General features: G+C 40.9%; 12 protein-coding genes. 10 read left to right on the plus strand and 2 right to left on the minus strand.

Annotated features, from left to right (window positions below):
- Together HT679_RS00465 and HT679_RS11200 are read left to right on the plus strand one after the other, a co-directional pair.
- Nucleotides 1-1989: an ABC transporter permease gene (locus HT679_RS00465; RefSeq protein ID WP_000489375.1), complete on the plus strand. Its 1989-nt coding sequence runs from the start codon at nucleotides 1-3 to the stop codon at nucleotides 1987-1989.
- 52 nt (nucleotides 1990-2041) lie between these two features.
- Nucleotides 2042-2188, plus strand: a complete 147-nt coding sequence (locus HT679_RS11200) for a hypothetical protein (RefSeq protein WP_166735307.1) — start codon at nucleotides 2042-2044, stop codon at nucleotides 2186-2188.
- Here the strand turns inward: HT679_RS11200 and HT679_RS00475 are convergent.
- A complete protein-coding gene (locus HT679_RS00475; protein WP_173212283.1) occupies nucleotides 2185-2880 on the minus strand; it encodes a VIT family protein in 696 nt (231 codons plus the stop codon). The two genes, HT679_RS11200 and HT679_RS00475, sit on opposite strands and share 4 nt — an antisense overlap.
- 710 nt (nucleotides 2881-3590) lie before the next feature.
- Between HT679_RS00475 and HT679_RS00480 the strand changes: the two genes are divergently transcribed.
- The 8 genes from HT679_RS00480 to HT679_RS00515 all read left to right on the plus strand — a co-directional run bounded on the left by HT679_RS00480 (nucleotide 3591) and on the right by HT679_RS00515 (nucleotide 12030).
- Nucleotides 3591-5051 carry an aminotransferase class I/II-fold pyridoxal phosphate-dependent enzyme gene (locus HT679_RS00480; RefSeq protein ID WP_173212285.1) on the plus strand — a complete coding sequence of 487 codons (1461 nt, stop codon included), beginning with the start codon at nucleotides 3591-3593 and terminating at the stop codon, nucleotides 5049-5051.
- The gene (speE, locus tag HT679_RS00485; protein ID WP_000366711.1) at nucleotides 5052-5912 is read left to right on the plus strand and encodes a polyamine aminopropyltransferase; all 861 of its coding nucleotides are present in this window, start codon (nucleotides 5052-5054) and stop codon (nucleotides 5910-5912) included.
- Entirely contained in the window at nucleotides 5909-7168 is a 1260-nt protein-coding gene (locus HT679_RS00490; protein ID WP_000088751.1) for a saccharopine dehydrogenase family protein, read from the plus strand. The genes speE and HT679_RS00490 overlap by 4 nt, the downstream gene beginning before the upstream one ends.
- Complete coding sequence (nspC, locus tag HT679_RS00495; protein ID WP_173212287.1) at nucleotides 7168-8295, plus strand: carboxynorspermidine decarboxylase; 1128 nt, start codon at nucleotides 7168-7170, stop codon at nucleotides 8293-8295. Before HT679_RS00490 ends, nspC begins: the two co-directional genes overlap by 1 nt.
- Nucleotides 8292-9377 (plus strand): agmatine deiminase, encoded by a 1086-nt coding sequence (aguA, locus tag HT679_RS00500; protein ID WP_173212289.1) that lies wholly within the window; start codon nucleotides 8292-8294, stop codon nucleotides 9375-9377. The genes nspC and aguA overlap by 4 nt, the downstream gene beginning before the upstream one ends.
- A 9-nt stretch (nucleotides 9378-9386) precedes the next feature.
- Nucleotides 9387-10262 (plus strand): N-carbamoylputrescine amidase, encoded by an 876-nt coding sequence (gene aguB / locus HT679_RS00505; RefSeq protein WP_173212291.1) that lies wholly within the window; start codon nucleotides 9387-9389, stop codon nucleotides 10260-10262.
- Between the two features lie 191 nt (nucleotides 10263-10453).
- Complete coding sequence (locus HT679_RS00510; RefSeq protein WP_173212293.1) at nucleotides 10454-11155, plus strand: response regulator transcription factor; 702 nt, start codon at nucleotides 10454-10456, stop codon at nucleotides 11153-11155.
- A complete protein-coding gene (locus HT679_RS00515; protein WP_173212295.1) occupies nucleotides 11152-12030 on the plus strand; it encodes a HAMP domain-containing sensor histidine kinase in 879 nt (292 codons plus the stop codon). The genes HT679_RS00510 and HT679_RS00515 overlap by 4 nt, the downstream gene beginning before the upstream one ends.
- 39 nt (nucleotides 12031-12069) lie before the next feature.
- Here the strand turns inward: HT679_RS00515 and HT679_RS00520 are convergent, their stop codons facing one another.
- Complete coding sequence (locus HT679_RS00520) at nucleotides 12070-12822, minus strand: ABC transporter permease (protein WP_173212297.1); 753 nt, start codon at nucleotides 12820-12822, stop codon at nucleotides 12070-12072.
- Nucleotides 12823-12832 lie beyond the last annotated feature (10 nt).

Consider the following 12832-nt stretch of genomic DNA (forward strand, 5'->3'; position numbering starts at 1 on the left):
ATGTTTCGATTAACCAATAAGTTAGCGGTATCGAACTTGATTAAAAACCGCAAACTCTACTATCCCTTTGCGCTGGCTGTTCTCTTGGCAGTCACCGTCACCTATCTCTTTTACTCTCTAACTTTCAATCCTAAGATTGCGGAAATCCGTGGAGGATCAAGCATTCAAGCTACTCTAGGATTTGGTATGTTTGTCGTCACACTTGCGTCAGCCATTATCGTCCTCTATGCCAATAGTTTTGTCATGAAGAACCGTTCCAAGGAACTGGGAATTTATGGCATGCTGGGCTTGGAGAAACGCCACCTGATCAGTATGACCTTTAAGGAGTTAGTGGTGTTTGGGATTCTAACTGTTGGAGCAGGTATCGGTATTGGAGCCTTGTTTGACAAGTTGATTTTCGCTTTCTTGCTCAAACTGATGAAATTGAAGGTGGAGCTGGTCGCTACCTTCCAGATGAAAGTTGTCATTACAGTACTTCTTGTCTTCGGTTTGATTTTCCTAGGCCTCATGTTCCTGAATGCCCTTCGAATCGCCCGTATGAATGCCCTCCAGCTTTCTCGTGAAAAAGCTAGTGGTGAGAAAAAAGGTCGTTTCCTACCTCTCCAAACGATTCTTGGTTCGATTAGCTTAGGGATTGGCTATTATCTTGCCCTTACGGTAAAAGATCCTCTTACAGCCTTAACAACCTTCTTCATAGCTGTTTTACTGGTTATTTTTGGTACTTATCTTTTGTTCAATGCAGGGATTACCGTTTTCCTCCAAATCTTAAAGAAAAATAAGAAATACTATTACCAACCTAATAACCTCATCTCTGTTTCCAACTTGATTTTTCGTATGAAGAAAAATGCAGTTGGACTAGCAACCATCGCTATCTTGTCAACAATGGTTTTGGTAACCATGTCAGCAGCGACAAGCATTTTCAATTCCGCAGAAAGCTTTAAAAAAGTTCTAAATCCTCATGATTTTGGAGTTTCAGGGCAAAATGTTGAAAAAGAAGACTTGGACAAACTCTTGAGCCAGTTTGCAAGTGACAAAGGTTATAAGATTAAAGAAAAAGAAGTGTTTCGTTACACTTACTTCGGTGTTGCGAACCAAGAAGGAAATAAGTTAACCCTTTTTGAAAAAGGACAAAATCGTGTCCAACCCACAACAGTTTTCATGGTATTTGACCAAAAAGATTATGAAAATATGACTGGTCAAAAACTGTCTCTATCAGGAAATGAGGTCGGACTCTTTGCAAAGAATGAGGGAGTTAAAGAACAGAAAACTCTAACTCTGAATGATCATCAATTTTCTGTCAAAGAAGAATTTACTAAAGATTTTATTGTCAACCATGTCCCAAATCAGTTTAATATTTTGACTGCTGATTACAATTACCTTGTTGTACCTGATTTACAAGCCTTTTTGGATCAATTCCCAGATTCGGCTATCTATAATCAGTTTTACGGTGGCATGAATGTAAATGCCAGCGAAGAAGAACAACTCAAGGTCGCTGACGAGTATGATAAATACCTCGATCAGTTTAATGCTCAATTAAATACGGAAGGTAGCTATGTGTATGGTAGTAATTTATCAGATGCTAGTGCTCAGATGAGTGCCCTCTTTGGAGGTGTCTTCTTTATCGGTATTTTCCTATCCATTATCTTTATGGTCGGAACCGTTCTGGTCATCTACTACAAACAAATTTCTGAAGGCTATGAAGACCGTGAGCGCTTTATTATCTTGCAGAAAGTTGGTTTAGATCAAAAGCAAATCAAGCAAACCATCAACAAACAGGTTTTAACTGTTTTCTTCCTTCCTTTACTCTTTGCCTTCCTACATCTAGCCTTTGCCTACCATATGCTTAGTCTGATTTTAAAAGTGATTGGTGTACTGGATACGACTATGATGTTGATTGTGACCTTGTCTATCTGTGCTATCTTCCTCATCGCCTATGTGCTGATTTTCATGATTACTTCAAGAAGCTATCGCAAGATTGTCCAAATGTAAAAAAAAGATACCTCGACTTCAAAATCGAGGTATTTCTTGTATTTTATACTCAATGAAAATCAAAAAGCAAACTAGAAAGCTAGCCGCAGGTTGCTCAAAGCACTGCTTTGAGGTTGTAGATAAGACTGACGAAGTCAGTGACCATATCTACGGCAAGGCAACGCTGACGTGGTTTGAAGAGATTTTCGAAGAGTATTAAATGCTGAAAAGTTGTCCGAGCAGGAAGGTAACGCCCATGGTCAAGAGACCAATAGCTAGGTTCCGAATCATAGCTGTTCTAGTCGGAGCCTTTCCAAGTTTGGCACTAGTGTAACCAGTGAGAAGAAGAGCCACACCGACGATAAGGACAGTAACAGGGATGCGGTATTCACTTGGGAAAATAGTTACTGACAGCATTGGTGGTAAGCTACCAAGGAAAAAAGAAATAAAGCTAGAGATAGCAGCATGCCAAGGATTGGTAAATTCTTCATACTCAATACCGTATTTTTCCTCTACCAAAGCCTTGAGCGGATTATTTAAAAAGGCTTTGTTGGTCAAGAGTTGAGCAGAGGTTTCACATTCTCCATTTTGGATATAGGCAGCATAGAGGGACTTTTTGGCTAGTTCCATATCTTGGTCTAGCAAGAGCTGCTCACGCGCAACGGCTGCTTCCTCGGTATCTTTTTGAGTTGAAACGGACACATATTCTCCACCAGCCATTGAAAAGGCACCTGCCAAAATAGCTGCAAATCCTGATAAAAAGATAATCCAGATATTGCTCGTAGCACTAGCAACCCCAATAACCACACCAGCAATGGAAATAATCCCATCGTTAGCACCAAGAACACCCGCACGCAGAATATTTAAACGACCTGCAAAATTTGAATCGATTTCGTGATTTGTTTCTGACATACTATTCTCCTTTTTATCCAGTATAAAGGAAACATATAGGGAAATCAATCTTTTAAAAGTATCTGAAAAAAGTTGCACGATTTTAATGATATAAAAATGTCGACATCTTCTCTGATAGATCAAACACCGAAGGTAAAGAGTGTAGAATAGCATAAAAAATTTTAAATTAAATACGATAATCATTTTGTTCACTTTATAATCGATTACAAGAAAATAATTAGTGTGAAATCAAATAAAATCCAAATATTTTACGAACTTTTTTATATTTTTTTCGTAAAACGCTTTACAAGTTCTTAAAAACATGATATAGTAATAAAGCTTAGAAAATGAGATGATGTTTTCTAGCAAATATAAACCCGAGTAAAAAATGCCTACGGACAGGCAGGGTTGAATGCCGAAGCGTGGTTGAAAAACCACATTATTGATAGGGTTAAAAGCCTACTTTTATAAGTTGATGTTAGGACGTTTGTCCTAATTCATAAATTTTTAGTGTGGTGAAAGCACACGTCATCTTGTGAAACGATCAATAAAGTACGTAATATTTGCTACTAGAGAGTTAGGAAACATCGGGAACAGACATACTCAACAGAAACAAACATAAAAACGTCAGAAGATTGCAGAGCAGGTGAAATCCTGCTCTTTTTTCATGAGTCAACCTTTAGTCGCCTTCGTCTTCTTGAAGCGCTAAAAATACGGTAAAGGAGTATGTCTTGAAAGAGTTAGATCAGAACCAAGCCCCTATTTATGAGGCCTTGGTGAAGTTACGCAAGAAAAGGATTGTTCCCTTTGATGTTCCAGGTCACAAGCGTGGACGGGGAAATCCAGAACTTGTCGAACTGTTAGGTGAAAAATGTGTTGGCATTGATGTCAATTCGATGAAACCCTTGGATAATCTTGGTCACCCCATTTCGATTATTCGGGATGCAGAGGAGCTGGCAGCTGATGCTTTTGGAGCAGCCCATGCCTTTCTCATGATTGGTGGAACAACTTCATCGGTGCAGACTATGATTCTGTCAACCTGCAAGGCAGGAGATAAGATTATTCTGCCACGAAATGTCCACAAATCTGCTATCAATGCGCTGGTTCTATGTGGTGCCATTCCCATCTATATCGAGATGAGTGTGGATCCTAAGATTGGTATCGCTTTAGGTCTTGAAAATGACCGAGTAGCCCAGGCCATAAAGAACCATCCAGATGCCAAGGCCATTTTGATTAACAATCCTACTTACTACGGCATCTGTTCAGACCTAAGGGGATTGACAGAAATGGCCCATGAAGCTGGTATGATGGTTTTGGTAGATGAGGCCCACGGAGCGCATTTGCATTTTACAGATAAACTTCCAATTTCTGCTATGGATGCAGGAGCTGATATGGCAGCAGTTTCCATGCATAAGTCTGGTGGGAGTTTGACCCAAAGTTCGCTTCTTTTAATCGGGAATCAGATGAATCCCGAATACGTACGTCAGATTATCAACCTGACCCAGTCAACATCCGCCTCTTATTTGTTGATGGCTAGTTTGGATATTTCGCGTCGCAACTTGGTCTTTCGTGGTAAAGAGTCGTTTGAGAAGGTCATTGAGCTATCCGAGTATGCTCGCCGTGAAATCAATGCTATCGGTGGCTACTATGCCTACTCAAAAGAGTTAATAGATGGTGTCTCGGTATGTGATTTTGATGTAACCAAGTTGTCAGTTTACACTCAGGGTATTGGCTTAACAGGTATAGAGGTTTATGACCTCCTACGAGACGAATACGACATTCAGATCGAGTTTGGAGATATTGGTAATATCTTGGCCTATATTTCGATTGGTGACCGTATCCAAGACATCGAGCGTTTGGTCGGTGCTTTGGCTGATATAAAGAGACTATACTCACGAGATGGGAAGGACTTGATAGCTGGAGAATATATCCAGCCTGAGTTGGTGTTATCTCCTCAGGAAGCCTTCTATTCAGAGAGAAGAAGTTTGACCTTGGACGAATCTGTCGATCAAGTCTGTGGAGAATTTGTCATGTGTTATCCTCCAGGGATTCCTATCTTGGCTCCTGGAGAACGCATTACACGAGAAATTGTAGACTATATTCAATTTGCCAAAGAACGTGGTTGCTCCCTCCAAGGGACGGAAGATCCCGAGGTCAATCACATCAACGTCATTAAGAGAAAGGAGAACTAGATGGATTTATGGTTTTCTGAAGTTCATACTCCAGATGTGAAATTATCCCTGAGAACTGCCAAACAACTCTACGCTGGAAAAAGTGAATGGCAGGATATCGAAGTCTTGGATACGCCAGCTTTTGGGAAAATACTGATTTTAAATGGGCACGTCTTGTTTTCAGATGCGGATGATTTTGTCTACAATGAAATGACCGTCCACGTTCCCATGGCTGTCCACCCAAATCCCAAGAAAGTCTTGGTTATTGGGGGTGGTGACGGTGGTGTTGCTCAAGTTTTGACACTGTATCCTGAACTGGAGCAAATCGATATTGTGGAACCAGATGAGATGTTGGTTGAGGTCTGTCGTGAGTATTTCCCAGACTTTGCTGCGGGGCTAGATGATCCTCGTGTTACCATTTACTATCAAAACGGGCTACGCTTTTTGCGAAACTGTGAAGATGACTACGATATTATCATCAACGATGCGACAGATCCATTTGGACATACGGAAGGGCTCTTTACCAAGGAATTTTACGGTAACAGTTATCGGGCTCTTAAAGAAGACGGTATCATGATCTATCAGCATGGGAGTCCCTTCTTTGACGAGGATGAGTCAGCTTGCCGAAGCATGCACCGCAAGGTCAATCAAGCCTTTCCAATCAGCCGAGTCTATCAGGCCCATATTCCAACTAGCCCAGCTGGCTATTGGTTGTTTGGATTTGCATCGAAAAAATACCACCCTGTCAAAGATTTTGACAAGGAAGGCTGGAAAGAACGCCAGCTTTTCACAGAATACTACACTGCAAACTTACACGTGGGAGCCTTTATGTTGCCCAAGTATGTTGAAGACATTTTAGAAGAAGAGGAAGGAAAAAAATGAGTCGTTTACTAGTTATTGGATGTGGGGGCGTTGCCCAAGTTGCTATTTCAAAGATTTGTCAAGATAGCGAAACGTTTAAAGAAATTATGATTGCTAGCCGTACTAAGTCAAAATGTGATGACTTGAAGGCTAAACTGGAGGGCAAAACAAGTACAAAGATTGAGACAGCTGCTCTTGATGCTGACAAGGTAGAAGAAGTGATTGCCCTGATTGAAAGCTACAAACCAGAAGCTGTTTTGAACGTAGCTTTACCATATCAAGATTTAACCATTATGGACGCTTGTTTGGCAACAGGTGTCCACTATATCGACACAGCCAACTACGAGGCAGAGGATACAGAAGATCCTGAGTGGCGTGCCATCTATGAGAAACGTTGCAAGGAACTTGGTTTTACAGCCTACTTTGACTACTCATGGCAGTGGGCTTATCAGGAGAAATTCAAAGAAGCAGGTTTGACTGCTCTGCTTGGATCTGGCTTTGACCCAGGTGTGACTAGTGTCTTTTCTGCCTATGCTCTCAAACATTATTTTGATGAAATCCACTATATCGACATTTTAGACTGTAATGGTGGTGACCACGGTTATCCATTTGCGACCAACTTCAACCCAGAAATCAATCTACGCGAGGTTTCTGCGCCAGGTTCTTACTGGGAAGATGGAAAATGGGTCGAAGTCGAAGCCATGTCTATCAAGCGTGAGTATGATTTTCCACAGGTTGGACAAAAAGATATGTATCTCCTTCACCACGAAGAAATTGAATCATTGGCCAAAAACATTCCAGGTGTCAAACGTATTCGTTTCTTTATGACTTTTGGTCAATCTTATCTAACACATATGAAATGCTTGGAAAATGTAGGGCTCCTTCGTACGGATACCATTAACTTTAACGGCCAAGAAATCGTTCCAATCCAATTCTTAAAAGCCTTGCTTCCAGATCCAGCCAGCCTTGGACCACGTACTGTAGGTAAAACCAATATTGGATGTATCTTTACAGGTGTAAAAGATGGCGTTGAAAAGACCATCTACATTTACAATGTTTGCGACCATCAGGAATGTTACGCAGAAGTTGGTTCACAAGCCATTTCTTACACGACAGGCGTTCCAGCCATGATTGGGACAAAATTGGTTATGAACGGTACTTGGAAACAAGCTGGAGTGTATAACCTTGAGGAGTTAGATCCAGATCCATTCATGGAAGCTTTGAATGAGTATGGTTTGCCATGGGTTGTGGTTGAAAATCCACAAATGGTGGACTAATGAAGTTAGAACAAGTACCAACACCAGCTTACGTCATTGACTTGACAAAGTTAGAAGCAAACTGCCGCATTCTACAATATGTACAAGAAGAAGCTGGTTGCAAGGTTTTGCTTGCCCAGAAGGCATATTCCCTCTACAAAACCTATCCCCTAATTAGCCAATATCTCTCTGGTACAACGGCTAGTGGACTCTATGAGGCCAAATTGGCAAGGGAAGAATTTCCTGGTGAAGTCCATGTATTTGCGCCTGCTTTCAAGGATGCAGACTTGGAGGAATTGCTTGAGATAACAGACCATATCGTTTTTAATTCTGAGAGACAGTTGCGTAAGCATGGTTCGCGTTGTCGTGAGGCTGGTATCAGTGTTGGTTTACGTCTCAATCCTCAATGTTCAACACAGGGTGACCATGCGCTCTATGACCCTTGTGCACCTGGTTCTCGTTTTGGCGTAACTTCAGACAAGATACCGAGTGATTTGCTGGATTTGGTGGATGGTCTTCATTTTCACACCCTTTGTGAGCAGGGAGCAGATGATTTACAGACAACTTTGAAAGCAGTAGAAGCGCAGTTTGGTTCTTATTTACATGAAGTAAAATGGCTCAACATGGGTGGTGGTCATCACATCACAAGAGAAGACTATGATGTGAATTTGCTGATTTCTGAAATCAAACGTATTCGAGAAACTTACAATCTTGAAGTTTATATCGAGCCGGGTGAAGCCATTGCGCTCAATGCAGGTTATCTAGCAACTGAAGTATTGGATATTGTAGAAAACGGTATGGAAATCTTGATTTTAGACGCCTCTGCGACCTGCCATATGCCTGACGTACTTGAGATGCCCTATCGTCCACCTTTGAGAAATGGTTTTGAGGCACAGGATAAAGCCCATACCTATAGACTTTCTTCCAATACTTGTCTGACGGGTGATGTAATTGGTGATTATAGCTTTGAAAATCCAGTCCAAATTGGAGACAGACTTTATTTCGAAGACATGGCCATTTATTCTTTTGTCAAAAATAATACCTTTAATGGTATTGGATTGCCAAGTCTCTATCTCATGGACGAACAGGGAGACTGTAGCTTAGTCAAAGCATTTGGCTATCAAGATTTTAAAGGGAGATTATCATGATGGAAAGTCCAAAAAAATTAGGCTATCGTATGCCAGCAGAGTACGAATCACATCATGGTACCCTCATGATATGGCCTACTCGACCAGGTTCATGGCCCTTTCAAGGAAAGGCTGCTAAAGCAGCTTTTAGTCAGATTATTAAGACCATAGCAGAAGGGGAAAGAGTCTATCTTTTGGTGGAGCAAGACTACTTAGCTGAAGCCCAAGACTATCTTGGAGATAGCGTTGTTTATTTAGACATTCCCACCAATGATGCTTGGGCTCGAGATACTGGACCAATCATTCTTCTCAATGACAAAAGAGAAAAGATGGCCGTTGATTGGTCTTTCAATGCTTGGGGTGGTGCTGTTGATGGTCTTTATCAAGATTATGAAGATGATGACCAAGTGGCCAGTCGTTTTGCTGAGTCCTTGGAAATGCCTGTTTATGATGCCAAACCTTTTGTCCTAGAAGGCGGAGCGATACATAGCGATGGTCAAGGAACCATTATCGTAACTGAAAGTTGCCTTCTCAGTCTTGGTCGCAATCCTCATCTGACTAAAGAGGAAATCGAGAGTACCTTATTAGAGTACCTTGGAGCTGAAAAAGTCATTTGGCTTCCTTATGGTATTTATCAGGACGAAACCAATGAACACGTTGACAATGTTTCTGCCTTTGTTGGTCCTGCAGAGCTTGTCTTGGCTTGGACGGACGACGAAAGTGATCCTCAATATGCCATGTCAAAAGCAGATCTCGAACTCTTAGAGCAAGAAACAGATGCAAAAGGTCGTCCCTTCACCATTCATAAACTTCCAATTCCAGCTCTTCATCAAATTGTAACCAAAGAGGATTTGCCAGGCTACATCTATGAAGAAGGAGAAGAAGAACGCTACGCAGGTGAACGACTAGCAGCTTCCTACGTAAACTTTTATATCGCCAACAAGGCTGTCTTGGTTCCACAGTTTGAGGATGTAAACGACCAAGTGGCCCTAGATATTCTCAGCAAGTGTTTCCCAGACCGTAAAGTTGTCGGAATACCAGCCAGAGATATTCTTTTAGGTGGTGGCAATATCCACTGTATCACCCAACAAATCCCAGAATAGGAGAAAAAGATGAGAAATGTAAAAGTTGCAGCCATTCAAATGCAATGCGCTAAGGATGTGGCAACAAATATCCAAACCGCAGAGCGTTTAGTACATCAGGCTGCAGAACAAGGCGCACAAATTATTCTTTTACCCGAGTTGTTTGAACGTCCCTATTTCTGTCAGGAACGCCAGTATGACTACTACCAGCATGCCCAGTCGGTGACAGACAATACAGCTATTCAACATTTTAAAACCATTGCCAAGGAGCTAAAGGTCGTTTTACCAATCAGTTTCTATGAAAAAGATGGCAATATCTTGTATAACTCTATTGCCGTTATTGATGCTGATGGGGAAGTGCTAGGCGTTTATCGGAAGACCCATATACCAGATGATCATTATTATCAAGAAAAGTTTTATTTCACACCCGGTAACACAGGTTTCAAGGTCTGGGATACTCGCTATGCCAAGATTGGTATCGGTATCTGTTGGGATCAATGGTTCCCTGAAACAGCGCGCTGTCTTGCATTGAATGGTGCTGAATTGCTCTTTTATCCAACAGCCATCGGTTCAGAGCCGATTTTGGATACAGATAGTTGTGGCCATTGGCAACGTACCATGCAAGGACACGCAGCAGCAAATATTGTTCCAGTTATTGCAGCCAATCGCTATGGCTTGGAAGAGGTCACGCCTAGTGAGGAAAATGGCGGACAGAGTTCCAGTCTTGACTTCTACGGTTCCTCCTTTATGACGGATGAAACAGGAGCTATTCTAGAGCAAGCTGAAAGACAAGCTGAAGCTGTTCTGTTAGCAACTTATGACCTAGATAAGGGAGCAAGCGAACGCTTAAACTGGGGACTGTTTCGAGATAGAAGACCAGAAATGTATCAACGTATTACGGACTAGTAGGGGAGAAATGAGAGATTCATTCTGCTAGACTAACTTCTTATTAGCAACTATAAGGATACTAGGTCATCTAGCAAGTGGATTTTATATTTTAACCCTCTAAGGCTTTCTCGCGCTTTTATGCGAGGAGCTTTTCTGTTTAAGCTTTATCAATAAAACATGCTATAATAGTTGCAGAAAGGTTGGTATTTATGGCTAGGATATTGGTTATTGAAGACAATAGTGACATTCAAGAGATTTTACGAACACTTCTTACTGAGGAGCATGAGGTGATTCAAGCCTTTTCTGGTACAGAAGGAATCATGCGTTTTGACCAAGGTGAGATTGACCTCGTTTTGCTAGATATCATGCTTCCTGGGAAAAATGGGGATCAGGTTTTAAAAGCCATCAGGGAACAAAGTCAAACTCCAGTCATTATGCTAACAGCTTTGAGCGATAAGAAGTTAATCAGTCAATACCTCTTAGAGGGGGCCAATGATTACATAGTGAAACCCTTTGATTTGGACGAAGTCTTTGCCAGAATTACTGTTCAGTTACGTCAAAGCGTAGAAAAACAGTCTATGGAAATAGGAAAAACTGAACATCTGCCACAAAACTTGAAAAATATCCAGTTTGATGCAGAAAGTTTTGAAATCAAAAATAGTCAGGAAACCATTCGCCTTGCCAAGAAAGAATGCTTGATTCTCCAAACTCTCCTCAAACACCCTAAGAAAATATTTACCAAGGAAGAACTTAATGAACTGGTCTGGGAGGATAGCTATCTACCTGGAGATAATACCCTCAATACGCATTTGAGTAATCTTCGTAAAAAATTAAACCAGCTTGACCCAAATCAAGAATATATTGAAACCATTTGGGGTGTTGGGATAAGATTAAAAGGAGACAAGCAATGACCTACATGATGATCTTTGTTCTACTGATACTCCTAACTATTTTATCGATTGTATTAATTCGCTACCATCTAGCACTTAAAAACTTGAGTCAACAGATTGAGGACAAGATTCTCACAGGTAGTATGAAAAGAGTCGGAGTCAGCATTTTTTCCAAACATTTTTTACAACTCTACCAGCAAATTGAAAATCTATTTCTGGAAGTAGAACAGTCTCGGTTGGTTATGAAAAGGGAAAAGCAGACTCTGGATATGGCCATCAGCAATATTGCCCATGATATTCGGACACCTTTGACTATCGCGTCAGGCTACACGCAACAATTGATAAAAACTCCTGAAGACAAATCAGAAACCTTACAAAAAATAGCCCAACATCTTGATTTAGTTTCCAAACGTTTGGAGGCTCTCCTAGAATATCGTCGTTTGATGGAAGGGGCTGTCAAACCGAAACTGGAAGAAGTGGATCTTTCAGCTTTTATCACCAAGAAGACTCTGGCTTATTATGATGTTTTTCAGGCGGCAAATATCACGCTTGATTTTAAGGTTGAAGCTGGTCTGAAAATAAGGACTGATGAAGACTTGCTGGATCGAATTTTACAAAATCTGCTTGGAAATGTCCTAAAACATGGCAAGGAAGAAGCGCGTCTATCTTTGAGAAAGGAAAAGGGACAGCTTGTCTTAGAGATTGCAAACCTTGTCAAACAGCCCATCAAAAAAATAGAAAATCTCAGCAACCGTTTTTATTCTGAAAATCTATCAGACACCGAAGAATCCTCTGGTTTAGGACTTTATATTACTGAGGAATTATGTCATCTTCTCGGTGCAGATATGAAACTAAGCACAGATGGGCAATGGTTGTCGGTTTTCATTTACTTTTAACGAAAGAAACCTCCTCTGTAGGCTAGAGGAGGTCATTTTTTATAGACTTTTCTTTTTGAAAACTGTCAATCCACCTATATTAAAGATTACAATAACAGCTAAGCTAACTATAAGCGTGTAGAGAATTGACTCACTATTAGCAGTCATAGCATAGGAAAATTGCAAGGACAAATAGGGTAAAAATTTGATATTTGGAAAAATGATCATTGGCATAGAAAGTAAGGTAGAGCTGACCAAGTAACCAATAAATACTGCAAGATAAGAATGACTAACATAGAGGATGAAGGAAACAATAGAAAGCCAAGCAAGGAGGCAAAGGAATTGAAGGGAAATGGTTATCAGTAGATTTCCAATAAAGCCATCAGGCATAGTCCCAAATCCATTTAAGATAGTTGCTGGAATAAAGGCAATCACGAGACCGATGATGAGTTGAGAAAGTCCAATGCAAGCCAATACAAAGGCTTTGGCAAGGAAAAACTCGGTACGAGAAACACCCACTGTTAAATTATTTTTATAGAGTTTACCGATTAAATCAACTCCAAGCACGAGGCAGGCTAGGACGATGCAGAGAAAAACGAGGTTTGAACCTTGACTAGATGCGTTGATCAGGGCTTGTATACCATTCCAACCTTGGATTGGTATATCTGGTTCTTCTGTCTGGATTGCCATTAGTTGACCCGTAGCCCCAAAAACAGCCCCCATTAACATGAGTAAAAAGAGAATGAACTCTGTAATCCAGAATCCTTTGGAACGGAAAAGACGGTAAAAGTCTGCTTGAATGGTATGTATCATGATTTTTCTC

The sequence above is a fragment of the Streptococcus sp. 4886 genome, assembly GCF_013276485.1.
GTDB lineage: Bacteria > Bacillota > Bacilli > Lactobacillales > Streptococcaceae > Streptococcus.